This window comes from Haloprofundus salinisoli (assembly GCF_020097815.1).
GTDB classification, from domain to species: Archaea; Halobacteriota; Halobacteria; order Halobacteriales; family Haloferacaceae; genus Haloprofundus; species Haloprofundus salinisoli.
This window is the reverse complement of record NZ_CP083663.1, coordinates 2,615,883-2,641,554: the sequence shown is the minus strand read 5'-3', so window position 1 is coordinate 2,641,554 and position 25,672 is coordinate 2,615,883. Positions and strand designations below refer to the sequence as shown.

Annotated in this window: 19 protein-coding genes and 1 tRNA gene; 8 read left to right on the top strand and 12 right to left on the bottom strand. The window is 66.2% G+C overall.

The window, feature by feature from the left end; translation table 11 throughout:
• Positions 1-100 precede the first annotated feature (100 nt).
• From LAQ73_RS13940 to LAQ73_RS13930, 3 genes are read left to right on the top strand one after another with little or no spacing between them, the layout of a single operon-like run.
• The gene (locus LAQ73_RS13940) at positions 101-1,810 is read left to right on the top strand and encodes an asparagine synthase-related protein (RefSeq protein ID WP_224270772.1); all 1,710 of its coding nucleotides are present in this window, start codon (positions 101-103) and stop codon (positions 1,808-1,810) included.
• Between the two features lie 5 nt (positions 1,811-1,815).
• On the top strand, positions 1,816-2,931 hold the full coding sequence (locus tag LAQ73_RS13935) for a DUF1616 domain-containing protein (RefSeq protein WP_224268871.1): 1,116 nt from the start codon (positions 1,816-1,818) through the stop codon (positions 2,929-2,931).
• On the top strand, positions 2,931-3,497 hold the full coding sequence (locus LAQ73_RS13930; RefSeq protein ID WP_224268870.1) for a metal-dependent hydrolase: 567 nt from the start codon (positions 2,931-2,933) through the stop codon (positions 3,495-3,497). Before LAQ73_RS13935 ends, LAQ73_RS13930 begins: the two co-directional genes overlap by 1 nt.
• 55 nt (positions 3,498-3,552) lie before the next feature.
• Here LAQ73_RS13930 and LAQ73_RS13925 read toward each other — a convergent pair whose 3' ends face one another.
• The 6 genes from LAQ73_RS13925 to LAQ73_RS13900 form a co-directional block, all read right to left on the bottom strand.
• Positions 3,553-3,879, bottom strand: coding sequence for a class I SAM-dependent methyltransferase (locus LAQ73_RS13925; RefSeq protein ID WP_425601111.1), 327 nt, complete (start codon positions 3,877-3,879; stop codon positions 3,553-3,555).
• 253 nt (positions 3,880-4,132) lie between these two features.
• A complete protein-coding gene (locus tag LAQ73_RS13920; protein ID WP_224268868.1) occupies positions 4,133-6,130 on the bottom strand; it encodes a hypothetical protein in 1,998 nt (665 codons plus the stop codon).
• A 1-nt stretch (position 6,131) separates the two neighbouring features.
• On the bottom strand, positions 6,132-7,067 hold the full coding sequence (locus tag LAQ73_RS13915; RefSeq protein ID WP_224268867.1) for a glycosyltransferase: 936 nt from the start codon (positions 7,065-7,067) through the stop codon (positions 6,132-6,134).
• On the bottom strand, positions 7,064-8,128 hold the full coding sequence (locus LAQ73_RS13910; RefSeq protein WP_224268866.1) for a DUF354 domain-containing protein: 1,065 nt from the start codon (positions 8,126-8,128) through the stop codon (positions 7,064-7,066). The genes LAQ73_RS13915 and LAQ73_RS13910 overlap by 4 nt, the downstream gene beginning before the upstream one ends.
• Positions 8,125-9,216: a glycosyltransferase family 2 protein gene (locus LAQ73_RS13905; RefSeq protein WP_224268865.1), complete on the bottom strand. Its 1,092-nt coding sequence runs from the start codon at positions 9,214-9,216 to the stop codon at positions 8,125-8,127. The genes LAQ73_RS13910 and LAQ73_RS13905 overlap by 4 nt, the downstream gene beginning before the upstream one ends.
• The gene (locus tag LAQ73_RS13900) at positions 9,216-10,562 is read right to left on the bottom strand and encodes a nucleotide sugar dehydrogenase (protein WP_224268864.1); all 1,347 of its coding nucleotides are present in this window, start codon (positions 10,560-10,562) and stop codon (positions 9,216-9,218) included. The genes LAQ73_RS13905 and LAQ73_RS13900 overlap by 1 nt, the downstream gene beginning before the upstream one ends.
• Before the next feature lie 885 nt (positions 10,563-11,447).
• Here LAQ73_RS13900 and LAQ73_RS13895 point away from each other — a divergent pair.
• The 3 genes from LAQ73_RS13895 (at position 11,448) to glmS (ending at position 16,464) form a co-directional block, all read left to right on the top strand.
• Positions 11,448-12,080, top strand: a complete 633-nt coding sequence (locus LAQ73_RS13895; RefSeq protein ID WP_224268863.1) for a DUF7344 domain-containing protein — start codon at positions 11,448-11,450, stop codon at positions 12,078-12,080.
• Between the two features lie 291 nt (positions 12,081-12,371).
• Positions 12,372-13,796, top strand: coding sequence for a helix-turn-helix transcriptional regulator (locus LAQ73_RS13890; protein WP_224268862.1), 1,425 nt, complete (start codon positions 12,372-12,374; stop codon positions 13,794-13,796).
• An 865-nt stretch (positions 13,797-14,661) separates the two neighbouring features.
• On the top strand, positions 14,662-16,464 hold the full coding sequence (gene glmS / locus LAQ73_RS13885) for a glutamine--fructose-6-phosphate transaminase (isomerizing) (RefSeq protein ID WP_224268861.1): 1,803 nt from the start codon (positions 14,662-14,664) through the stop codon (positions 16,462-16,464).
• 273 nt (positions 16,465-16,737) lie between these two features.
• Here glmS and glmM read toward each other — a convergent pair whose 3' ends face one another.
• On the bottom strand, positions 16,738-18,054 hold the full coding sequence (gene glmM / locus LAQ73_RS13880) for a phosphoglucosamine mutase (protein ID WP_224268860.1): 1,317 nt from the start codon (positions 18,052-18,054) through the stop codon (positions 16,738-16,740).
• Between the two features lie 454 nt (positions 18,055-18,508).
• On the opposite strand from glmM, the gene LAQ73_RS13875 reads away from it, so the two are divergent.
• Complete coding sequence (locus LAQ73_RS13875) at positions 18,509-19,543, top strand: rhodanese-like domain-containing protein (RefSeq protein ID WP_224268859.1); 1,035 nt, start codon at positions 18,509-18,511, stop codon at positions 19,541-19,543.
• Positions 19,544-19,846: 303 nt separating this feature from the next.
• Here LAQ73_RS13875 and LAQ73_RS13870 read toward each other — a convergent pair.
• The 4 genes from LAQ73_RS13870 to LAQ73_RS13855 form a co-directional block, all read right to left on the bottom strand.
• Positions 19,847-19,921: transfer RNA gene (locus LAQ73_RS13870), tRNA-Glu, on the bottom strand.
• A gap of 75 nt (positions 19,922-19,996) precedes the next feature.
• Positions 19,997-21,184 carry a helix-turn-helix transcriptional regulator gene (locus tag LAQ73_RS13865; RefSeq protein WP_224268858.1) on the bottom strand — a complete coding sequence of 396 codons (1,188 nt, stop codon included), beginning with the start codon at positions 21,182-21,184 and terminating at the stop codon, positions 19,997-19,999.
• Positions 21,185-21,313: 129 nt separating this feature from the next.
• Positions 21,314-22,465 carry a metal-dependent hydrolase family protein gene (locus LAQ73_RS13860; protein WP_224268857.1) on the bottom strand — a complete coding sequence of 384 codons (1,152 nt, stop codon included), beginning with the start codon at positions 22,463-22,465 and terminating at the stop codon, positions 21,314-21,316.
• A 115-nt stretch (positions 22,466-22,580) separates the two neighbouring features.
• A complete protein-coding gene (locus tag LAQ73_RS13855) occupies positions 22,581-23,963 on the bottom strand; it encodes a sialidase family protein (RefSeq protein WP_224268856.1) in 1,383 nt (460 codons plus the stop codon).
• A gap of 114 nt (positions 23,964-24,077) precedes the next feature.
• Between LAQ73_RS13855 and LAQ73_RS13850 the strand changes: the two genes are divergently transcribed.
• The gene (locus tag LAQ73_RS13850) at positions 24,078-24,812 is read left to right on the top strand and encodes an SDR family oxidoreductase (protein ID WP_224268855.1); all 735 of its coding nucleotides are present in this window, start codon (positions 24,078-24,080) and stop codon (positions 24,810-24,812) included.
• Positions 24,813-24,824: 12 nt separating this feature from the next.
• Here LAQ73_RS13850 and LAQ73_RS13845 read toward each other — a convergent pair whose 3' ends face one another.
• Positions 24,825-25,622 (bottom strand): MOSC domain-containing protein, encoded by a 798-nt coding sequence (locus tag LAQ73_RS13845; RefSeq protein ID WP_224268854.1) that lies wholly within the window; start codon positions 25,620-25,622, stop codon positions 24,825-24,827.
• Positions 25,623-25,672 lie beyond the last annotated feature (50 nt).

Sequence of the window (25,672 nt, the reverse complement as noted above, 5' to 3'; positions counted from 1 at the left end):
ACGCGTCGGCCGTTTGCGGTACATCCACCCCATCCGCAGTCGAACAGCGTTCCGTGCGCGTTCGTCGCCCCCGGCGAGAACGGAGTGTGAGACAGTGAGCATGCAAAAACAGTTCTTCGGCGTCTTCGGCGACGCCCGCGAGTTCGAGCGCCTGCGCTCACCACACGAGTTCGATACCGTCGTCGGCGGCAACGTCGCCACCGTCGGCATCCGCGACCCGGGACTCGGCCACCCCGGACGCAGCGACACGCACTCCGGACCGAAAGGCGAGTGTGTGGTCTGGGGCGAGGCGTACGCGCCCGGCACCCACGCCAACGTCGCCGAGTGGGTCCTCGACCGCTACGCAGAGGTCGGACGCGACGCGTTCTCCGAACTCAACGGCTCGTACCTCATCTTCATCGAACGGGACGGCGAGGCGTTCGTCGTCACCGACCCCATCCGTTCGTGGGACTGCTTCTACGCCGACACCGACCAGGGACGCGTGTTCAGCTCCGACGCGGCCGCCGTCGCGCGGACGCTCTCGGGGCACGCCGTCCGCCGCGACGCCCTCCTCGAGTTCCTCCACCTCGGCGTCGTCCTCGGCGAGAAGTCGCTGCTCGAACGGATGTTCCGCCTTCCCATCGACTCGGTGCTCACCGAGTCGGACACGTACGACCTCTCTCGGTTCGTCTACGAGCCGAAGGAGTTCGACTACGTCCAGGAACTGGCCGACCGACTCGGACGGGCGGTCCGCCGCCGCGCCCGCGCGCCGGGCCGGAAGGGGCTGCTGCTCTCGGCGGGCTACGACTCGCGGACCGTGCTCTCGAAGATGCCCGAGATCGAGCACTGCTACACCGTCGGCCACCCCGAAGGCCAGGAGACGGAGGGCGCACGGACCCTCGCCACCCAGTACGGCGCAGAACACACCGCCTTCCGACCGACGAACCGATACCTGATGGCCGACGAGTCGAAGGTCCGTTACTCGCAGGGTATCAAGGAGTCGTTGCACATCCACCACGCGGGCTACACCGACGAGATGAACGTCGACTCGATGTTCCACGGCCTGCTCTGCGACACGTTCCTCCGCGGGCACTTCCTCGCGCAGGACGGCGTCGAACTGTTCGGCAAGACGGTGCCGTTCCGCCGCCTCGACCCCGACCCGAACCCCGTCGAGAACCTGCTCTCGAAACTCGGCTACATGCCCGAGGCGAGTCAGGCAGTCGCCGGACAACTCGTCGGCCTCGACGTCGACCCGGCGACGTTCGTCAGAGACGCCGTCTCCCGCGAGTTCGAGAAGTCGTGGGACCGCGCCGACGGCGTCCAGAACGCCATCGACCTCACAGGCATCAGCAACCAGCCGTCGACGCCGTTCCGGACGCATCTCGCGGACAACTTCTTCGAGTCGTTCGTCGTCGCCGATGCGGAGTTGATCGACTGGCACCTGACGACGCCGCCGCAGTACCGCAACACCGCGACGTTCATCAAGGCGCTTCGTCGTCTCGACGACGACATCCTGCAGAACCCGCCGCCGGACCGCCCGTACGACACCCAGTTCCTCAACCACGTCGAGGGGTTCCTCCGTCGGAAACTGCCGCTCGTCGAAGGGTTCGAGTCGCCGTGGCCCGACCGCCGCGACATCTACCGCGAGTACGACCTCGACGAGGTGCTGTTCCCCGACGAACCGTACGTCCACGACCTGCCGGTCCGGCACAAGCTCCGCATCAACGACAGCTTCGGCTGGCTCGAACTCTGCACGGAGCGGTCAATTCGCCCGAAAGAGGTGTTCGCCGTCGACGAACGGGTCCCCGATACGGGCAAACGGGGTGCCTGAGGGCCGTGTCTCACTCCCCGTACTCGCGCCGCAGTCCGTGGTTCACCGACCTCGTCGCCGCGCTCGCGCTCCTCGGCGTCTCGGCCGCGGCGATTCACACCTCCCTCACCGGACTGCCGCGGCTCCTCCTCACGATGCCGCTCGTACTGTTCCTGCCGGGGTATGCGCTCGTCTCTACCATCTTCCCCGACCGGAACACGACTTCCCGAACCGCCTTCGACGACGCCGTCTCCGGCCTTCGGAACCCGCTTCCGACCGCGCGGTCGGTGACGGGTGTCGAGCGCGTCGCGCTCGCGGTTGTCGGGAGTGCTCTGGTCGTCCCGCTGGTCGCGCTGGGCGTCCACTTCTCGCCGCAGCCGATCGAACTGCTTCCCATCGCCGTCGGCGTCGAGGGGACGACGGGCGTGCTATTGCTCGTCGCCGCGGTGCGGCGAGCGACGCTCGACGCGGACGAGCGCTACGCGCCGCCGCACCCGACTGCCATCACCGGACTGTTCAGCTCGCGGCCGCCGGAACATCCGATGCGCGGACGCGCCGAGGGCGGACGGCTCCCGGCCGTCGCGCTCGCGCTGAGCCTGCTCGTCTTGCTCTCGACGGTCGGCTATGCGGCGACGGTACCGACCGACGACGCCGGCTTCACCGAGTTCTACGTCGAGACCGAGAACGTCGACGGCAACACGCAGTCGATGTACCAGAACCAGTTTACGGCCGGAGAGCCCGCGAACATCACCTTCGGCGTCGAGAACCGCGAACAGCAGACCGAGTCGTACACCGTCGTCGTGTTGAGCGAGCGCGTCCAGACGAACGACAACGAGACGACGGTGACCGAGTCCGAACAGATCGGCGCGGCCGACCTCACGCTCGACTCGCGGGAGAACGTCAGCCGCGACGTGACGGTGACGCCGTCGATGACCGGCGACGTTCGCTTCACGCTCCTCCTCTACCGCGACGGCGCACCGGCGGACCCATCGGCGGAGAACGCCTACCGGAGTCTCAAACTGTACGTCACGGTCTCCGGTGACGGCCAGAACGGGTCGCTCGCAGGTCCAGCCGCGAGTGATTCCACGCTCGTGACCGACTCGCTAAGTACGTCGGCGATTCGGACTACGAGCACCCCCTGATGTGGCCGTGGGAGCATCTCGCGTTCGGCTACGTACTCTACTCGCTGTTTCGCCACGCGACCGGCCGAAGTCCGACGGGTCCCGAGGTGTTCGTCCTCGCGGCGGCGACGCAGTTTCCCGACCTCGTCGACAAACCCCTGTCGTGGACGTTCGGCGTGATGCCGACGGGCTACGGCCTCGCGCACTCGATCTTCGTCGCGCCCGTACTCGTCGCCGCGGCGCTGCTCGTCGCCACGCGTCTCGGGAGCGTGATGTGGGGTGCGGCGTTCGCCGTCGGCTACCTCTCGCACCTCGTCGGCGACGTCGTCTACCCCTACATCGAGGGCGACGCGCTCTCGCTGGACCCGTTGCTCTGGCCGCTTGTCAACAACACCGGCGCGGCCCCCGAGGCCGGCTCTATCGAACTCGTCGTCTACTATCTCGTCCGGTGGCTAGGCGACCTGCTGCGACTCGATGTGGGTCTGCTACTCGCCTTCGAGCTGGCGCTGGCGACGTTCGTCTTCGGCCTCTGGGCGTACGACGGCTTCCCCGGCGTGGCGATGGTGGTTCGGCCGCTGCGTCGGTGACGGCCACTGACAGGATTTGTTCTGGTTTCGGTTTCTGGCGACGGCTCCGAGACGGTTACGGGTGCTGAACCGAGAAATCCACCCAGCCGCCGACGTCGAGCACTCGTCGAAGTTCGCACAACAACTGGTCCCAGTCTCGGACGTAGTGAACTGCGAGCGAGCTGATTACACCGTCGAACGTCTCGGCGTCAAACGGAACTCCGTCACCGAGGTCCGTCTGAACCAAGTCAGCATCCGGGACTCGGTTGCGTGCGTACGTCGGCATCTTTCGACTCCCGTCGAGGCCGACGACGGTCGCTCCTCGCTCTTCGAGTTCTTCGGTGAGTTCGCCCGCACTACAGCCAACTTTGAGGATTCGAGTCTGGTCGACGCTCGGGAGCAACGAGAGAGTCGCTAGCCGTTCGAGATAGGCGTTGGCGGGCTTCGTATCCCCTCTCAGCCGCACCCGGGCGCGAGCGTCTCGTACGTTCGGTGGGCGACCGGCCTGTGCGGATCGGTGGGTACGATATGGTCAGATACGAGGCGGCTACGAGAGGCTTTAGGCGAGTAACTTGCGGAGACGTCTTCTGAGCGTACGGCTCTTGTGAACGTCCGAAGGGAGAGATGACGGTAGCGACACGACGCCGAAAAAATAGCTACGACTGCGACTCGGCGTCTGACGGCGTGACGCACATCGTCACGTCGCCGTTGTCGTACAGGGTGCTCTGGTCGGGCCGGCAGATGCGCTCCTGTGGAATGTCGCGCGGTTGCCCGATGCCCTGCTCGTTGACGAAGTACGTCGTCCCCGAGGACTGGAACTCGCGGTAGACGGTCACGTCGTGGTCGACGGGGTCCCCGTCGGTGACGTTCGCCGTGTCGGCGGTGTACGCCCCCGTTCGCTTGAACACCGTCTGGTACGGGTGGTCGGTTCGCAGTTGCTGTTCGGGGCGAATCTCCATCGGACCGGGCCCGCCGGTCATCTCGCCGATCGTGTGGACGGCGGCGACGGACTCCTCGTTGTAGCTCAGCGTCTCGCCCTGCGGCAGCACCGGGTTGTCGATGGTACCGTTGCGCGAGACGATCATCGCGCCGGGGAAGATCAACGCGGTGACGAGCAGTCCCGCGACCAGCAGTTTAGGGTTCAGATTCGCGACGAGATAGCGCACGCCGACGGCGGTCAGAATCGCCATCGGCGCGTACATGAACGCGAACCAGCGCTGGGGGATGAAGTTCCGGATACCGAACATCGGCAGCCCCAGCGTGAACACGAGCATGATTGCCGTCCCGATGAGCAGCGTGAACACCGACTGCTTGGCGTGGTCGCGGTGGACCACGTACAGACAGCCGACGAACGTGCCCAAGAGCAGGAGCAGGAAGCCGAGCACGTCGATGTACATCGCCGCCTGTTCGAGCGGCAGCTGCGCTCCGGACTCGGCGCTCTCGGTGGCCGCACCCGCGCTCGCGCCGCCCGCGAGGTTCCCGAAGCCGGCGCTCGACGACACCGTCTCCGCGAGGAAGCTCAGAATCGTCTCTAAGAACGTCCCGCCCTTGTACGGCGTGAACGACCAGAGGAAGGTGATGAGTCCCACGTCGAAGACGACGAGACCGAGGATGTTCACCGGGTTGCGCGCGCGGAACACGTCCGGGCGGAGCCGCGAGACGCGGTAGATACCCAAGTTCAAGAGGAAGTACGCGATGACTGCGCCGCCGAAGACGACGAGCATGATGAACGACGACACCTGGTGGGTGAGAATGAGCGCCACCGAGAGACCGGCGAGCAGCGCGAAGTCGCGCGCCGCGTAGTCTGTCTGCATCAGCCGAATCAGCGCGTACAGCACCGTCAGGAAGATGACGAGCCCCATGCTCGTCGGGATGATGTGGATGCCCCACTCGACGACGTAGTCGCCGAACGAGAACAGCGCCGCCGCGAGTACCGCCCACCGCTCGGCGACGAGTTCGCGCGTCGCCATGTAGACGAGAAGCGGCGACAGCGGGATGATGAGGCCCAGCGAGAGGTACAGCGCGGTCCGCAGCGGGACGTCGTAGATGAGCGACGCCGACGCGACGAGCAGGTGGTACAGGGGCGAGACGTAGTGCTTGTCGTCGGAGATGGCGTCTAGCGACCCCGCTTCGAGGATACCGGTCGTCAACTCCGGCAGGTGCGTCCAGATGTCGATGCCGACGAACCCGGGTACCGTCGCGAGCGCCGAAAAGCGGACGGTTCCGGCGACGAGGACGACCTGCAGCAACAGTATCGAGGGGTTGAACGCCTCCTCCTTGGCGAACAGAATCTGCATCAGAAGCAGTGTCCCGGTCACGCCCGCGATACCGTAGAAGGCGACGCCTCGCTCGCCCGCGAGAACCGCTGCGAGCAGCATCCCGGCGGTGCCGAGCACGACGACACTAGGCAGGAGCCGGGAGACGCCCGTCGGTAAGACGAACGACCCCTCTGCGGTACCGCCGCGACTGCTGTACACCGAGAGCAGATACAACACGGCGGCCCCGCCGAGAACCAGGGGGATGGTCTCGACGTACACCTGCGAGAACAGCAACCGCAGCGGCAACATCACGAGCGCCGCGAGCAGGGCGAGCACCGCCGCGTCTACGTCGAATCGACGGGTGCGAAGCCAGTCGGCGACCGAACCCATGCTCATCTCAGGCGGCCCTCCGTGCGACGCACTCGTACAGCGAAGCGAGACGCTCGCCCATCCGGTCGACGCTCACGTCCGGGGACACCGACCGCCGGCGCTCTCTGTCCGCGAGCGTGTCCACTTCCGCTACCATCCGGTCGAGTTCGAACGCGAGTTCGTCGTCCGTGGTTCCGACGGCGACGCCCGGCGCGTCGGCGAACTCGTCGCGGACGAAGCCCACGTCGGTAGAGACGACCGGTAGGCCGCAGGCGGCGGCCTCCTTGACCACCATCGGGCCGCTCTCGCGGCGCGAGGTGACGAGCAGTGCATCGCTGGCGTTCATGTAGTACGGCATCTCCTCGTAGGGAACGTTCGAGACGGTTCGGAGGGTGACGTCGGCGTCGGCCGCTTCGACGACGGCCCGTGCGCGCGGGTAGTTTTTCTCATTGCGTGATTTTTCGTACGGAAATAGGGCGACCGTCTCGTCTGTCTCCCAGCCGAGTCGCTCTCGGGCCTCGTCGCGGCCGACGGGGCGGAACCGGTCGGTGTCGACGCCGAACGGGAGGTGGGTGTAGTTCTGGCCGAGGTGACTCGCCATCGCGCGACTCGGAAGAACCGTCTCGTCGGCCGCGCGCGCGCCGACACGACTCATGTGACGGAGCCAACCGTACTCGCCCATGATGTCCGTCCCCCAGAGGGTGAGCACGAGCGGACGGGTCGGCTGTGCCAGCGCGAACGGGACCGTCAGGCCGTAGTTCGCGTGGACGAGGTCGTAGGCGTCGAGTCCTTCGGCGAGCACCTCGGGGTAGTACCGGAGGTAGTCGCGGACGGTGCGGGGGGAGTCGGGGCTGTACTCGGCGGGAACCGAGACGACGGTACAGTCGACGCCCTGCGATTCCAGCGCCTCGACCTGCTGTTCGAAGAACGAGCGCGTCGAGGTGATGAGTTGGAGGACTCTCATGCTGTGAGTGTCTGTCGTCTGTCGCTGCCGCCGCCCGCGGACTCCACCTGGTCGACGATGACGTCGGTCACGTCGACGTGGTCTGCGAGCAGTCGGTCGCGGCGGGCGCGCCACGCGTCGGCGTCGCCGTCGCGGCCTTCGAGGATGTCGACGGCGTAGCCCAGCGCCTCTCGGTGTCTGTTCGGCCCGTTGCAACTGTAGACGAGGTCGTATTCGTCGTCGAGTTCGCTGACGTATCCCAGAGCGAGGCTGTTGACGTAGACGGCCGGGGTGCCGAGCATCGCGCACTCGGCGGCCGTCGTCGCCCCCTCGCCGACGTAGCAGTCGGCGTAGTACAGCAGGTCGTGCATCCGCTCGGGCGAGAGGTCGAGGCGGTGGCCCTCGACGTCTTCGGGCAGGTCCATCTCGGCGGTGACGAACACTTTCGCGCCCGTCTCGGCGAGGCGCTCGACGACCTCGTCGATGTCGTCGAAGCCGCTCTGACCCACGTCGTGCGACGACCCCCAGTCGTTGAACCGGGTGACGACGAACGAGTCGCCCTCGTCGAGGCCCAGGTCGTTGAGCACCGTCGGGTCCGGCGCGAAGCGGTCGGGGTGGAGGTATGCGAGTTCGTGGTAGCCCGAGTACCGCACCTGCTTGGACCCGATATCGTCGACGTAGCACGAGGGCGTACAGACGGTGTGGGCGAACGGGTACGCGAGGTTCTTGATGATGGTCGCGTGTTCGGTATCGTAGAAGACGACGCTCCGCGCGCCGACGAGCGGCGCGACGTGGGCGGCGGCGACGCCGCCGATGGCGGTGATGACGTCGGGGTTCAACTCCCGGGCGCGGCGGAGCAACCGGAGTTCGTACGTCGCCTGCACCGCCGCTAACGAGGCCAGTCCGTGCGACTCGCCCGCCAGCACCTCGTGTTCGATGCCGTACAGTTCGAGCAGGCGGACGGCCATCTCCTTCTCGCGCGCGAAGACGTGGACCTCGTGACCCCGCGCTTCCAGCTCCTCGATGGCGTGTTTGAAAAAGTGGACGTGGCCCGGATGTTGGACGGTGACGGCGACTCTCACTCTCGGCGCACCTCCAACTCCTCGTTCTCCTGCATGTCGAACACCATCGCCAGGAGCATCGAGACGACGCCAATGGAGGCGAGGACGCCGCCGGAGCTCTCGTTCTCGGCGTCGACGACACCCTTCAGCGCGTCGAGGACGCCCGCACCGGCGATCGCCGCGCCGAACAGGTACAGTCCCGCGAGCGGGTGGAAGTCGACGGTGAGGTACTTCACGCGCAGTCGCCACAGGAAGTCCCGCGCCAGAAGCGCCGACAGGCGAGGGACGAACGTCTTGTACTCGATGGTGCTCTCCTCGTCGCCGTAAACCGCCGGAATGGCGACGTCGGCGACGCGGAGGCCGTGGGCGTTGAGTTTGACGAGCACGTCGTTACAGAAGCCGTAGCGCTCGTACAGCGACTCGTAGTCGATGGTCTCCAGCGCCTCCCGCGAGATAGCGGTGTAGCCGTTCTGGGGGTCCATCGTTTTCCAGTAGCCGCTCGCGGCCTTCGTCAGCAGCGTGAGCACCCAGTTGCCGAACGAGCGCCACGCGCTCATCCCCTCGCGGTACTCGCGGTAGCGGAGGCGGTTGCCCTTCGCGTAGTCGGCTTCGCCGGAGACGACCGGGCCGATGAGACGGTCGAGTTTCTCCGGATCCATCTGACCGTCGCCGTTCATCACGGCGACCACGTCGATACCGTCGGCGAGCGCGCGCGCATAGCCGGTTTTGATCGCGCCGCCGACGCCGCGGTTCGCTTCGAGGCGGATGGGTACGACGCGCTCGTCGAAGGCCGGAGCCGACTCGGCGGCCTCGGTGCTGCGTTCACGTTCGCCCGCGGCGGTGTCGTCGGTATCGTCAGCTGTCGTCGACTCGACGGGTCGGTGAAGTTGCGCCGTCCCGCCGTCGGTTTCGACCAGACGGCCACTGACGTGCGCGACGTTCGCACGCTTGGCGTGGCGCTGAATCTCGTCCCACGTGTCGTCGGTCGACTGGTCGTCGACGACGTACACCCGGTCGACGAACGCCGGCATCGTGTCGATGACCTCGCCGACGAGGCCCTCTTCGTTGTATGCGGGGACGACGACACCGACTCTCGAATTCCGGTACATCAGACCCTCCGATAGGTGAAGCCGTGTCCGACGACCTCCTCGGCGTCGAGCGCGCCGCAGACGTCGAGCAAGAAGGGGTCGTCGTTCATCTCCTCGCGCGCGGCGTCGAGGTCGAGGCTGTCGAACACGTCGTGCGGCGTCGCCAGGACGATGCCGTCGGCGTTCTCGAAGGAGGGCTGGTCCAGCACGTCGATGCCGAACGCTCGACTGGTCTGCTCGGGTTCGGCGTAGGGGTCGAAGCCGAGCACGTCGACGCCGTACTCCTGCATCGTCTCGATGACGCCGTCGACTTTCGAGGTGCGGATGTCGGCGACGTTCGGCTTGTACGTCAGGCCGAGGACGACGACGCGGCTCTCGCCGAGGACGTTACCGCAGTCGTTCAGCGTCTTCAGCGCGAGTTCGGAGACGTGCTCGGGCATGCGGCGGTTGACGTCGCGCGCCTTCAGCGTCAGTTCCGGCACGTACCCCTCCATCTTCGAGCGGTACGCGAAGTAGAACGGGTCGACGGGGATACAGTGCCCGCCGACGAGGCCGGGCGAGTAGTCGTGGAAGTTCCACTTCGTCCCGGCGGCGTCCAACACTTCCTGGGTGTTGATGCCGATGCGGTCGAAGGCGACGGCGAGTTCGTTCATCAGCGCGATGTTCAGGTCACGCTGGACGTTCTCGACGACTTTCGACGCCTCGGCGGCTTCGAGCGACGACGTGCGGTGGACGCCCGCGTCGACGACGCACTCGTAGAGCTCCGCCACGTCTTCGAGCACGGCGGGGTCGTCGGCACCGACGACTTTCACCACGTCGCGGAGACCGTGTTTCTCGTCGCCCGGCGTGGCTCGCTCGGGCGAGTATGCGACGAAGAACTCCTCGCCCGCGGTGAGCCCCGACGCCGCTTCGAGCGCCGGGGTGAGGACCGACCGCGTCGCACCGGGGAACACCGTCGATTCGAGGACGACGGTCGTCTCGGGTGTCATCTGCGCGCCGACGGTCTCGGCGGCGCTCTCGACGAAGCGAAGGTCCGGGTTCTCCATCTCGTCGACGGGCGTCGGCACCGTGACGATGACGTAGTCGGCGTCGGCGATAGCCGCGGAGTCGGTGGTGAACTCGACGTCGCTGTCGGCGACTACCGAGTCGCCGAGGTCACCAGTCGTATCGGTGCCGCCGACGAGTGTGCCGACCTTCTCGTCGTCGATGTCGTAGCCGATGACCTGCTGGTCGACGCGGTCGAAGTGGACCGCCAGCGGGAGACCGACGTATCCGAGGCCGACGACGCAGATCGTCTCGGTCCGGCTCACTGCGTCGACGTGACGGCTCTCGCCCCGACGACGGGCACCGGTCAGTCCCGAACTCATCGCTGCTCCTCCCTACGGGGGAACCGTCCGTGTTCGACTGTGCAGTTCCGTCTGTCGTGACGAAGCGTCTGTGTCTCGCTCATGTGGGTGATTTCCTGCCTGCGTAGACCGCAGGCGGGCTTCGACTTTCCCGTATCACGATACCGGCTTTATTATAGAGCGAGTAAGCGAATCGCGCGGAATTTCGATACTCGAGACGGTCCGAAACAGCCGCTTCGTCAATTCTCGCGCCTCTGACGGTGGTTTTCCTCAGACAGGTGGTCGACTGTTTCGTCTCTCCCTCCGTTTAGGAGGTCCACAAGCCCTCTCGCGGTACTTCAGCGCATCGAGATGCTCCGAAACTCGGCGACCGTCCGAATAGCTGCGCGAGGCCCCATTTCAACGAATCTCACTGTTTCCGAGTTTGTGCCGCGTATAACAATGAGGGTCACCGCCCTCTCTACTGGTGCGGGATGCTCCCGTGAACAGATGAAGCGCACGACTCCACTCCACGTCGACTCCAGGCCCCGTACGACGTCGCATCGGCGTCACTGGGCCGTCGAGTCGGAAGCCACGGACGGGGTGACCGAACAGCGCGACGAGTGAGACCCTAGAACGGGCACCGCGGACTCTCGCCGAGAACCCCTCTCTTCGGCGGCACAACGAGTGACTGTCAACCCTCTCTCCACGCCCGTTCTACCAGATTCGTTACCATTCTGAGACGGGATCCGCGCTCGCTGGACGCAGCTCGCATCAGACTTTCGATTGAACTCCCAAGAACGTTCAAAACGGTCGAATACAACGGTGTGAAACGGTCTGCAACAGTTCATCCGACCGTTTGCAACAGTTGCGACTATCGATACGGACAGCCTGATTTATTACCCACCCAGGGTTTGTACCTGGCACATGACAGTCACAGAGTCCGATAACACGGCCCCGTTCGAGCCCCCCCAACTGGACACCGAAACCCCCCTCTCGAAAGACCAGTTGTTCCACATCCTCCAGAACCGTCGTCGCCGCGATGTGCTCTGGTATCTCCGCGGTACCGAGGGCCCGGTTCGCATGCGCGATATCGCAGAACAGGTCGCCGCCTGGGAGAACGACACCACAGTTGAAGCGTTGATGTCCGACCAGCGTCAGCGCGTGTACATCGCCCTCTACCAGGAACATCTCCCGAAGCTCGACGAAGACGGCGTCATCGACTACAACAAAAGCCGGGGTATCGTCGAGCGAAACGACACCGCCGACCAGTTCGACCCCTACCTGACGAACAAAATCGTCGAGGAGGTGACCACATCTAGCCCCGCAACCCCAGGGGTCGAGGCGGCAGGATCGGCTCCCTGGCAGAAGTACTCCATCGGCGTTTCGGGTATCGGTGCGCTCGCACTCTTCGGAATCACCCTCGATGCACCCGTACTCGGCCAATCCGGAAGTCTCGCGGTCGGCGTCGTCGCGGTGATGCTCGCGATGGTCACCTTCGCGTACGCCCTGTCGGGGTACTCCCAGTCGTCGTTCTCAGTGGACACCAACGGCGAGTAACTCCGTCGCCCGACGCGCCCCCTCCCCCGTTTGCCTCCGTCGGGCGCTATGTAAGAACATCGCCAAGAACTTCCGAACGTTCGTCTCTCTCAATGATCGATTACCGGTTGATTCGCGCCCTTACGGCGTGCCCGAATCGACACCTGAAATCTGTCATTGGGATACATTTGTATCGGTAATGAGACATTACAACATCGAAAGAACTACGTTCGACATCCGCCGACCTCTCGTATCCACCGGTCGAAGGGAGAGTGTGACGTGACGCAATCGAATCACCGAGTCGCCCGGACGATGCTAGCCCTCCTACTGGCTATTGCGAGCGCCTCCGCGCTCGTGGCGGCAACTCCGGTCGCCGCATCGCAGCCCGCACCGAGTGCGAACTCCTCGTTCGAGCCGATTTCGCTCTCGGAGGAAGGAACCGTTCAGCAGGAGGACCAGACGTACGTCTGGCGGAACGAGTCGAGTACGCTCTCGACGCGCTTTCACAACGCCGGCAACAGCTCGCTGTACGAGTTCTGCGCCTACGTCGAGAACGGTGACGGCGGGCGGGTCAAGCTCGACTGCCAGCAGATGAACGTCGACCCGAACGGGTCGCGGAAAGTCACCTTCGACTTCGAGCGATATCCGAAGGGTATCTCCGGCGAGCGTAACGTCACTGTCGTCGCCACTCGCGGCTTCGGAAACGAGGAAACCGTCGCCGAGACGACCAGCACGTACACGTTCATCGAACGAAGCGGTGACTACGACGGCGACGGCCTGGTGAACGAACGCGAAGTCGAACTCGGGACCGACCTCGATTCGCGCGACACCGACGGCGACGGCCTCTCCGACGGCGCGGAGGTCGACGACCACGGGACGGACCCGCAGGACCCCGACACCGACGACGACGGCCTCCGAGACCAGCAAGAGATAATTCTCGGAACCGACCCGCTGAACTCCGACACCGACGGCGACGGCCTCACCGACGGTGCAGAAGTCAACGACCACGGGACGGACCCGCAGGACCCCGACACCGACGACGACGGCCTCACCGACGGTCAGGAACTCGCGTTGGGGACCGACCCGCGGAACGAGGACACGGACGGCGATGGACTCCTCGACGGCGAGGAGGTCGACAGACACAACACGGACCCGCTGAACTCCGACACCGACGGTGACGGTCTCACCGACCGCGCCGAGGACGATCTACGCGGTACGGACCCACTACGCGTCGACACCGACGGTGACAGCCTGACTGACAGCCAGGAGATCGCCCTGGGCACCGACCCGACCAATCCGGCCACGACCGTCGGATTCGCCGGCTTGGCGCTGGCCGTGCTCGCCGGTCTCGGCGTCTGGTACCGTCGGAGCGGGTACAGCGTCCCCGCCGTGGTTCGCAAACAAAGCAGCGACGTCGTCAAGGCGGTGAAGACAGACGGCAACCGGCGCGCGGAGGAGTCCGACCCCGTCGTCGACGGCCCGGCGAGCGCACCGCCGGTGGAGACCCAGGTGCCGCTGTCGGACGACGGCCGCGTCCTCCAGATGCTCCAGGAGGAGAGCGGTCGGGTGAGACAGAGCGAGATCGTCGACCGAACCGAGTGGTCGAAGTCGAAAGTCAGCCGCCTCCTCTCGCGGATGGAGGAGGAGGGCAAACTCACGAAGATAAACGTCGGCCGTGAGAACGTCATCGCGCTCACCGACGAGACGCCCGACTGGGCCGACTCCGCCCTTCGGTGACCAGCTCACCGGCCGAGCCACGGATCAGGCCAGTATCGGATTCGGCCAGATATCATCGACCGTCGCGTTCGCCGCGCTTGCGCGGCCCCCGGCGTCGGTTCGCTCGACCTTGTCCTTCTCTCCGCGAACTCCGGTACGTAGCCCACCTCCGAGCGCTGCGGCTACCCACAGAGAGGGCTTCGTACTCGACCGAACGCAGTTGGCTTCGATGTCCGGTCGAATCGCGCAGTTGACTTCGATGTCCAGTCGAATCAGTTATACTCCGCGTGGCGTCTCACACCCAGAGTCGAAAGCGCTGACGCCGTCGCTGGCTTCGAGCGGTCGTCCAGCCGGGCCCCCACCGACTCCGCGAACCGAGGTCGTTCTCGACGCGCGAACCGACGCTGTCGGCGACGATCGAGGTGCCACGAGCGGCCTGAGCTGATTTCCCGTCAGTCGTCGCATTCGGCTGGGCCGGCCGATCTGCGAGAGGAGGCGGACCTGGAGCGGTCGGCCGTACTGCGGGTCCGATGACTGTGCGCCGCACCGTCGGAGGGGGTTGGCCTGGCGACGCCAGAGGGCGATTCGCCGGCGTCGAACCCTCTCGTTCTCCCGGCGTCAGACCTCCGTCACGCGGCGTCCAGACCGGCCCGCGGCGAACTCATTGGGCTGGTGGCGGGCGAATGGTGTCTGACGAGGTTGCTACTGTTGCACGTCGAAACGGTCTTTAGCGCCGGAATAAGTCCGCGATTACCTCGTTCATAGTAATTGATACGGGGGAAGAGGTGTGAGTATGGTCCGCCACAGTTCCGCCCTATCGGGACGCAGTACCGAATGCAACCGCTGTGCCAGCCCTCTGGCCCGACTCACCACGGAGGTAATGTAGATGTGCGGCATCATCGCTCGCGTCGGCCGGTCTGACTCGGTCGGTGCGCTCGTCTCCGGACTGGAGAGCCTCGAGTACCGAGGCTACGACTCCGCCGGCGTCGCCGTGAAGAACGGCACCGGTATCAAGGTCCACAAGCGGTCGGGCAAGGTTTCGGAACTGAAAGATGCCATCCGCGGCGCGGAGCCGAACGGCAACGTCGGCATCGGGCACACCCGCTGGAGCACCCACGGTGCGCCCACCGACGACAACGCCCATCCCCACACCGACGAGTCGGGTCGCGTCGCCGTCGTCCACAACGGCGTCATCGAGAACTACGAGGAGCTGAAGTCGAGCCTCGAAGCCGAGGGCGTCGAGTTCGTCAGCGACACCGACACCGAAGTCGTCCCGCACCTCATCGCCTCGCACCTCGCGGAGGTCGGCACGCCCGAGGAGGCGTTCCGCCGCGCCGTCCGGGAACTCGACGGGAGCTACGCTATCGCCGCCATCGTCGACGGCTTCGAGGCCGTCTACGCCGCGCGGCAGGGCTCCCCGCTCGTACTCGGCCTCGACGAGGGCGAGTACTTCCTCGCCAGCGACGTCCCGGCGTTCCTCGAACACACCGCCGAGGTCGTCTACCTCGAAGACGGCGACATGGTCGTCGTCGAACCCGACAGCGTCGCCATGACCACCGTCGCCGGCACCCCCGTCTCCCGCGATATCGACACCGTCGACTGGGACCCCGAAGACGCCGGCAAAGGCTCCTACGATCACTACATGCTCAAAGAGATTCACAACCAGCCGACCTCGCTTGCGAACACGGTCGAAGGCCGAACCGACGACAGCGGCGTGACGCTCGCCGAACTCGACACGTTCGACGACATTGACGAAGTTCAGTTCGTCGCCTGCGGCACCTCTTACCACGCGGCGCTGTACGGCGCACGACTGCTCAACGCCGCGGGCGTCCGCGCCCGCGCCTTCCGCGCGAGCGAGTACGGTATCTCCGACCCTATCACCGACGAGACGCTCGTCGTCGCCGTCACGCAGAGCGGTGAGACGGCCGACACCCTCGGTGCGCTCGAACGCGCCGACGTCGAGGGTGCCCGAACCGTCGCGGTCACGAACGTCCAGGGTTCGACCGCCTCCCGCGAGGCCGGCGAGACGATGCTTGTCCGCGCCGGCCCCGAAATCGGCGTCGCGGCGACGAAGACGTTCTCCTCGCAGGTCGCGGCGCTCTGCCTGCTCAGCCACCGCATCGGCGAGGACGTCACCGGCGACCTGCCGTGGGACGACCCGACGGCGTTCTTCGAGTCGCTGCGCTCGCTGCCCGCGAACGTCCGCGACGTGCTCGACGGCGACCGCGCCCACGAGCTCGCCGACCGCTACCTCGGCAGCGAGGCGTTCTTCTTCATCGGCCGCGGTCTCGGCTACTCCGTCGCCGTCGAAGGCGCGCTGAAGTTCAAGGAGATCACCTACGAGCACGCCGAAGGGTTCGCCTCCGGCGAACTGAAGCACGGCCCGCTGGCGCTCGTCACGGCCCAGACCCCGGTGTTCGCGGTGTTCACGGGCACCGACGACCAGAAGACGCTGACGAACGCCAAGGAAGCCCAGACCCGCGGCGCGCCCATAATCGCCGTCGCACCCGAGGGTCACCCGGCCGTCGACGCCGCCGACGCGCACCTGCCCATCCCGGACACCGACCCCGCGCTGGCCGGTCTGCTCGCCAACGTTCAACTCCAGCTGGTGTCGTACCACACGGCGAACCTGCTGGGTCGCTCCATCGACAAGCCGCGGAACCTCGCAAAGAGCGTCACCGTCGAGTAGACGCGACCTTCCACCGCGGACCATTCCTTTTCGACGACCGCTGTACCCTCGAGTCGGTACCGAACCGTCGAGTGGTTCACTCGCTGTCCCGAGTCACTGCTGGCCTTCGGTCGACTCGCTGCCGTTTCGACGCTTCGGAGACCAGTAGGCGAAGGAGCGCAGAGGACGCGAAGCCGACGGCACGGACGTACACAGAAAAGAGGTACAAGAGAGCACCACAAAAGAGGTACAAGACAGCACCACCGGTCACGGCGTCGGTCGAGCGATTGCAGACTACGTTGCGGCCTCCTCGACCATCGCGTACGCCTCGTCGAACAGTTCCTGTGCGCGCGCTTCGTCGCGGGCCTCCGCCGTCACGCGAACCAGCGGTTGGGTTCCGCTGGCGCGGACGAGGAACCACCCGTCGTCGAGCGCGACACGGACGCCGTCCATCTCGTCGACATCGTCGAACTCGCCGTGAACGCGCTTGCTCACCGCGGTCATCGTCGCCCTCTTGTCCGCGACTTCGACGCTGTCGCGCAGCGTCGGGTAGCGCGGCAGTTCGCCGAGCTGCGTCTCAAGTGAACCTTCGACGCTCACGAGTTCGGCGAGTTTGACGGCCGCGAGCGGACCGTCGGGGCAGAGCGTCTCGTCGGGCCAGATCCACGCGCCGCTGGGTTCGCCGCCGAACGCGACGGCCGGGGCACTCGCCGCCTCGGCGACGTACACGTCACCGACGGGCGTCCGCTCGACGGTCACCCCCTGCGGCGAGAGCGCGTCGTCGAGGGCGAGACTCGTGTTCAGCGGGGCGGCCACGCGCTCGCCGTCGCCCGCGGCCCGGCGACCGAACAGCGCCAGCAGGTGGTCGCCGGGGACGAACTCGCCGCTCTTGGTGACGGCCATCATCCGGTCGGCGTCGCCGTCGTGGGCGATGCCGAGGTCGGCGTCGGTCGACGCGACGACAGAACAGAGCGTCTGGCAGTTCTCGGCCGTGGGTTCGCTCGGCCGACCCGGGAAGCTGCCGTCGGGTTGGGCGTTCAGCGTCGTCACGTCACAGCCGAGTTCCGAGAGCGCGTGCGCCGTCAGCGCGCCCGGCCCGTTGCCGGCGTCGACGACGACCGAGAGGCCGCGGTCGAGGTCGACCGCCGAGACGAGCGCTTCGACGTGGTTCTCGATGGCGTCGCTTCGCTCGCGCTCGATCCCGACGCCCTGCCAGTCGGCGCGCTCGAACGACTCGTCTCGAATCCGCTCTTCGATGGCCGCGCGGCGCTTCGCGTCGAACGCCTGGCCGCTGGGCGTCCAGAGTTTGATGCCGTTGTCGGTCGCGGGGTTGTGCGAGGCGGTGATGACGACGCCGGCGTCGGCGTCGAACTCGGCGACGCTTCGGGCGACGGTCGGCGTCGACGCGACGCCGACGCGGGTGACGTCGGTGCCGCACTCCTGTGCGCCCGCGGCGACGGCGTTGGCGAGGAAGGCACCGCTTTCTCGGGCGTCGCGTCCGAGGACGACGTGGCCGTAACCCGCCGCCGCGAGGGCACGACCAACGGCGAGGGCTAACTCCCCCGTCACGTCGTCACCGACTGCTCCACGGATACCGCTGGTTCCGAACATTGCGCGTAGTTCGTACTCACGGGTGGTAGTTATAGAGTGAATAAACTGGTCCCCGACACACCTGACACACCACCGTCGGGCGTCTCCGACGAAGGACGAGAGGGGGAGAGTAGGTGACGGGTCCGGCGACCCTCGGGTCAAAGGGCCGGCGGGCCCGCGATGGGTTGGCCGCGCGAACGGGTGCCAGTTCACGTGCCGTGGGGAACCGCTGTGCCCGGAACACCGCGTTCGACGCGACGCATGCTATCGGTGGTCTCCTACCAGTATTATTATGAACGAGATAAGCGCTCTGCGCCCGCTCGACGGCCGACCGTTCGACCGTCGCCGGTCCGCTGAACCGTTCGAAACCGACTCCAACTGTCCGCACTGAACCTGCGCTACCGACCCGAGAGAGCCGGATTCGGGTTTATCATGTCGATAGTAATGCCCCGTCTGAGGTGACGTACTCACACGAATGCCATCGAAACGTACCTCACGCCGAAGATACCTGCACGCACTCGGAGCGGCGGCGACGATTGGTGTCGCCGGGTGTGCATCCTCCGGAGACGACGGCGCTTCCGGGACGTCGACGCCGGCGAACGAGTCGACGCAGACCGCAGAACCGACCGAGACGCACACCGATGCGGCGGCGAACCAGACGACCGACTCGGCGACGGAAGAACCCGCCGACGAAGCCAGCTCGTTCGAGGATCTGGAGGGGCCGCGGAACGGCGACGACCTCCCCGAGGAGACGAACCCGCTCGACGGTTACCCGCCGGAGTTCGAGACCGTGCCGGCCGAGCGCGAGGTCAAGGCGGGCTGGTTCGCCGCTAATCGCGTCCAGCGCGACTCCGGCGTAGTGAACGTCCCACTCGTCCCCGCAGACGTCGCCTACTACTGGTACGCGCGAGGCGAAACCCGGGTCGTCGACGCGCGCAGCGCCGCCGCCTACGACGTCTCGCACGTGTTCGGCGCGGTCCAGAGTATCGCCCCCGAGGGGTTAGAGCGGAACGACCCGGTCGCCGACTGGCCGAAATCCGACCGCATCGTCATCTACTGCGACTGTCCGAACTACCTCTCCTCGCAGCGCGCGGCGACGCTCATCGAGAACAGCTACACGAACGTCTACGCAATCGAGGAGGGGTACCGCGCGTGGGTCGACAAGGAGTACCCGATGGCCGGCTCGGACACCGACCGCTCGGTGGAGGTTCGGACCATCAGCGGCCAGACGGAGCCCGAGTACGCCGACGAAGGCGCGTGGGCGTACCACGAAGCGTCCGGCCAGCAAGAGGCGTCGAAGATAGAATCCGACGGGAGCTACGAACTCGAACTCCGTTGGGTCGACGTCGCCGCCTCCGACGAGGTCACCGTCGAGACGCCCGGATACACGATTACCGACACGCTCGGCGCGATCACGAGCGCCGAGATCACGGCCGACGGTGAGCTTTCGACCGACGGCGGGTCCGGCAACGACTCCGCGAACGCGCTTCTTCGGCGGTTGCTCGGGTAATCGCCGACGAACTCGCCGGCACACGTGGTGTTCTGATTCTGGCGCACTGACTGTGAGTTCGATGCTTGTGGGGTGCAGACAGTCGCTGTGGTTTCTCCTCCGAGGCGGTTCACTGACGCTCGTAGACTCGAATACGACTCGCTGCGCTCGGTGATTCGATATTTAGAGAAGTGCTCCGTCAGGGATTCGAACCACGGTCGTTCCGCTCGCTTCACTCTCTGATTCGAATCCCGTCCAGCATCTACTGGACCGAGCCTCGCGGCGGAATGAAATCCACCGCTCGGAGTATAAGTCTGATAGAAGTGCTCCGTCAGGGATTCGAACCCTGGTCCTTGCCGTGAGAGGGCAAGATGATTGGCCGGACTACACCAACGGAGCGCATCTTCCACTATCCGCGAGTGATGTTTAACGTTTGCGTTTCAGAAGGGCCGTGTTTCGACGTAGCGTACCGCGCTACTCGTCGTCGAACGGCGACTTCGTCGCCTCGGGTTCGTGGCCGTCGAGGCTGATGACGTTCTCGCGGCCGACGCGGAGTTTCGAGATGAAACCCTCGTCTTCCATCTCCGAGAGCAGCATGCTCACCTTCGATTTCGACCACTCGGTCTCTTCGACGATACGGACCTGCCGCATCCGTCCGCCGTGGTCTTCGAGCATCGAGATGACGCGGTCCTCGTCGGAGAGGAGCTCCTCGTCGGACACCGACGGCTCCGGCGGGATGGCCGCCGCCTCGGTGCTGGTACCCGTCTCCGTATCGACGCTGTCGACCGTCTCTTCGCGGCCGCGGCGGTACCAGAGCGCGACGGCGACGCCGCCGAAGATGACGAGTACCGCCCCGGCGAGCCACATACTCCCGCCGCCGCTCCCGATGGGCGTCGTGGTCACGCCGTCGGTGCCGGCCGCGCCTCCGCTACCGTTGCCGTCACCGTTGGCGACGATGGTCTGGGTTCCCTCGGGAACGAAGACGATCTGCGGACGATTGTCGGTGAACCGCTTCTCGCCCATCCACGTCACCGAGTCGCTGGCGGGAAGCGAACTGGTGTTCGACTGCATCGCCGCCGGCGTGACGTTCTTGAACTCGAGGTTCTCGCCCGACTCGACGACCAGCGACTGGTTCTCGCTGATGTAGAGGCCGCCCTCGAAGACGTCACCGACGGTCACCGCTCCGCTGTTTTCGTCGATCTGTGCGAAGTTCGTCCAGACGAACGACATCTCGACGACGCCGATGGTGTTGCCGAGACTGTCGGTCACGTACGCTTGCCGCGAGTGGTTCTGCGCGTTCATCGGCCGCTCGGTACTGTTCGATCCGCTCTTGACGAGCGACTGCGACTCGCTCTTGAAGCCGTTGTACAGCGGCGTCTGGCTGTTGTTGAACTCGGTCGCGAACGTCTCGAAGTTCTCGCGCTCGGTCTCGTTCGCCAGCGTCTGCTCGTAGTGGAACGTCCACCGAGCGGAGCCATCCTCGTGAACGACGATGCGAACTTCACTACTGTCAAACGACTGTTGCATCGCCGCCATCGAGTTCGGCGCGGTGTCGGCGGTCGATCCGCCGGCTCTCGTGCCCGAAAACGCCGCCGCTGGCGGCGCTACCGCCGCCGCGACGAGAAAGATGGCGAGTAGAACGAACGGTGCCCGGCGGTGCATCGGCCGGATACACTCAGCGATGGGCAAAAGAGTTTGTGACACCAATCGGCTGTGTTCTCGACTCTCACAATCGCCTTCGACTGACCGTCGCCATGGCATATGAGTCGACTTCGACGGTTTTTTCTGTCGTTAGCTGACCCGTTTACCGTCCGCGAACACCGCCGTCGGCGACTGCCACGCCGTCGCGTCGGTGTTGGGGTCCGTCTCGAGGACGACGAGGTCCGCGCGATACCCCTCGGCGACGCGGCCGAGATCGTCGCGCCCGACGAGCGCCGCCGCGTTCACGGTCGCCGCCTCAAGCGCGGCGTCCGGCTCCAGCCCGTAGTCGACCATCAGTTCGAGTTCCCGCGGGATGTCGCCGAAGTAGTTGAACGGCGTCCCGGCGTCGGTGCCCATCGCGATGTCGACGCCCGCCTCGAGGGCGTGTTCCCACGCACGCTCGAACCGCGACGCGGCGTCCTCGGCCTTCTCGACCGCTTCCTCGGGGATGCCCGCCTCGATGCCGTTCTCGACGATGTTGACGAGGGCGCTCGCCGTCGGCACCCAGTAGGTCCCGTTGTCGGCCATCATCTCCGCCGCCTCGCGGTCCATGAACGTTCCGTGTTCGACGCTCGATATGCCGGCGCGGACCGCGTTCTTGATACCTTCCTCGCCGTGGGCGTGCGCCGCCGTCGGAACGCCTTTCGCACTCGCCGCGGAGACGGCCGCGCGAAGCTCGTCCTCGGTGAGTTCCGGCGATCCGGTCACCGCGCCGGCGGTCAACACGCCGCCCGTCGCCATACACTTGACGACGTCGGCGCCGCGTTTCAACTGCTCGCGGGCACCCTTCAGCACCTCGTCAGTTCCGTCGGCCTCGTACCCGAACGGGTGCCCGTGACCGCCGGTCATCACGATGGCCTCGCCGGCTCCGAGCACCCGCGGTCCGTCGAGGACGCCGTCGTCGACGGCCGCGCCGGCGTCGAGCGCCAGCGTCTCGCGGCTCCCCAGGTCCCGAACCGTCGTCACGCCCGCCTCGACGGCGGCTTCGAGGTTCGCGACCGTTCGGTAGCCCGCGGTGTACGGACTGTCGCCGAACACCGTGCTCACGTCGGGACGTCCGTCCATCGAGACGTGGACGTGCGTATCTATCAGACCCGGTGCGATCACCTGTCCGGAGACGTCGGTCTGGCTGTCGCCCTCGGGAACGTCGCCGACGGCGACGATTTCGCCGTTTTCGATGGCGACGTCCGCCTCTCGCGCCCCGTCTGCGTCCGAGACTAACCCGCCAGTCAGAACATGCATGGCTCCTGGTTAGCGTCGCACCTCCTAAAAGAGGCGGTGGCGGCAGACTACGATGCGTGTCGACGGTCGACAGCCGTCGCGGCCGTCGCAATCGACTCCGACGACGCTCGCGTAGCTACTCGCTCGAGCGGGACCGGGCTCGACGTTCGAGCACCACGCCGTCGTCGCCGACGGCGACAGCGTCGTTCGGCCCGAGACAGACGCCGCGGAGCGTCTCGTCTGTCGGCGTCTCCTCCGACTGCCACCGCGCGTCGGTTCTTTCGATGACCGTTCCGTGGTCGCCGACGGCGAGAAGCCGACGCTTCGAGTCGGCCGCCAGCGACCAGAGACTCTCCTCCGTCGGACGGCGAGGAGTCCACCGCGTGCCGTCGAACCGATAAACGGTCCCGTCGTCTTCGGTGACGAACGCCTCGGCGTCCCCTGGGTCGTCCGGTATCGGCGCGACGGCCGTCAACGCCCCGGCGTCGTCGATACCGACCTTGTCGAACCTCTCGCCCCCGTCGGTCGTCCGGAACACCGACCCGTTCGTATCGACGAGGTAGCCGCACTCGCCGTCGGCGAAGGAGACGGCGGCGAAACTCGACCCGCTTCCGGGTTTCTGGGCGTCTCCCCACCGGACGCGCTCACCGTCGTACTCACCGCGGCGGACCTCGCCCGACCCGTTCACCAGCACGACGATTTCTTCGCCCGCACGCCCCACGACGGCGAGGTCGGTGACGGTGCTCGTGTCTCCGTCCGGCGCGGAGTAGTCGGTGTGTCGGTTCGACTCCGCGTCGAGTCTCCCGAGCGCGCCACCGTCGCCGGCGACCCAGACGGCGCGTCCGTCGTCGGTGGCCTCGATGCCCGTCAGATTCTCCCCCTGCGCGCCGGGACCGTTTTCGAGCACCGCCGACCACTCGTCGCCTTGCCGTGCGAGGACGACCCCATCCTCTCCGACGGCGTACACCCCGTCGCCGGCAGCGACCGCATCGGAGAAGTCGACGGTAACCGGCGAGTCGACACTCGTCCACTCGCCTTTGTTTTCGTCCGCTCCGTCGGAGTGGCTCCCGTCGCTTTTCTCCCACTCGTCCTCGTTCTCCCCGACCTCGCTGACATCGCCGTCGTCAACGACACCGTCGCTGCGGCCCGCCGTCGCCGACGGTGGGGGTCGGGACCCGGCGCGTTCACGGCGCTCGCCGCTCCCGCGGTCGTCGCGTTCGGCTTCGCCGGCGCTTCCGGCGTCCGACTCGGACGGGTCCATGGTCGACGCGGGTTCGGACCGACTCGCGTCGGCGTCTCGACCGCGGTTCGGTTCGGAGTCGACGCCACTGCCGCGCTCGGCGTAAGCGTAGAGTGCCGGCACCACGTACGACACCACCGCCAACAGCGCGAACACATCGTGGTAGATGGTGAGTAGACCGAACGCGGTCATCGCGGCGGCGCTGGCAGCGTGGATACCGCCGCGGGCGTACTCCCGGTAGAACTTCGAGAAGTCGTGCACCCGGCCGTTCGACGACATAGGTTCCGATAGTCGGGCGAGCACAATCAGCGTTGTCGCCGTCGGAGAGTGAACCGTCGCCCCGTTTTTCACTTCGGCCTCGGAAACTAAGTCACCGCCCGCGTATCGGGACATATGGCAGACAAACTCTCCGGTCGCGTCGCGCTCGTGACAGGTGCGAGCTCCGGAATCGGCGCGGCAACGGTGCGGAAACTGGCGGCCGCAGGCGCGAACGTCGCGCTCTCCGCGCGCCGCGAAGAGCGACTGACCGAACTCGCCGACGAACTCGAAACCGACTACGGCGTCGAGACGCTCGTCGTGCCGGCGGACGTGCGCGACGAAGAGGCGGTCGAATCCGTCGTTTCCGACACCGTCGACCGGTTCGGCCAGATAGACATCGCCGTCGTCAACGCCGGGCTGGGGCTCGGCTCCGGCGTCGACATCTCCACCGAGGAGTACCGGACGATGATGGAGACGAACGTCGACGGCGCGTTCTTCACCACGCGCGCGGCGCTGCCGCATCTCCGCGAGACCGAGGGCAACCTCATCTACGTCGGCAGTTTCGCCGGCAAGTTCCCGCGGCCGTTCAACCCGGTGTACGCCGCGACGAAGTGGTGGCTCCGCGGATACGCCCACAGCGTCGAGGCGGCCGCCGGCGAGGACGGCGTCGGCGTCACCGTCGTCAACCCCACCGAGGTCAGAACCGAGTTCGGGTCCGAGGACGACCGGGCGTTCGAGGATCAGTTCGACCCCGGCGAGGTGACCGAACCCGCGGAGATAGCCGACGCCATCGCCTTCGCCGCCGAACAGACGAACTCCACGGTGAGCGAACTGGACCTCTTCCGACGAGACAAGTTCTCAGGTTGGTAACCCGGTCCAGAATTAGACTGGTTTTGTCCCCCGTATCTCCACCTCGTCGCCGACCGAGAGCGTCTCGCCCCAGTCGGCCTCGTCAACGCGGGTGTTGACCATCACGCGGAAGTGGTGGTCGAACCAGTCGCCGCCGCTCCACTCGGGCATCGTCTCGCGGCGCTTCTCGACGAACCGCTCGCGGAAACCGTCGTACTCCTCGCCGGTGTGGGGGTCACGTGAGGGGACGACGCAACGCTGACACGGGTTGACGCCCTCGAAGACGACCGAGTCGTCACCGTCGCCGACGGCGAACTCGACAGTCTCGCCGCGACTCGAAAAGAGACGGTCCTCCCAGAACGCGGGAACGCCGTCGACTTCGAGGTTCGGCCGGAGGCGACGGCGCATGCTCTCGGCGCCGATGTCGGGATACCACGACGCGAGCGCTCGAATCGTCGCCGTCGAGATAACCGTCGGGCCGGAGGCGTCGGTGTCATCGGGGAACCCGCCGGCGCGCTCGCGTTCCAGTGTGACGGGTTCGCCGAAGTACGACGAGATCCAGTCGGTCAGTTCGTCGCTGTCGAGTGCGAACGTCCGGACGTCGCCCCCGTGCGGTTCGAGCCGCACCGTCTCCTCATCGCGGTCGACCGACGAGCGAAGGCGGTGGACGTCGCGGTTGCGCTTGCCGTTGACGTACCGACCGTCGGCGTCGAACAGCGCGAACTCCCTATCGCCGTCGAAGCCGCCGTTTTCGACGATGGTGGCGGCGTCGACCGGCTGCGGGTCGAGCGATTTTATCGGATAGACGAAGATTCGACGAAGCGTCGCCATCGTCGGCCGTTCGCCGCGCGTCCGCAAAACAGTCGTGGTCGGCGGCGACT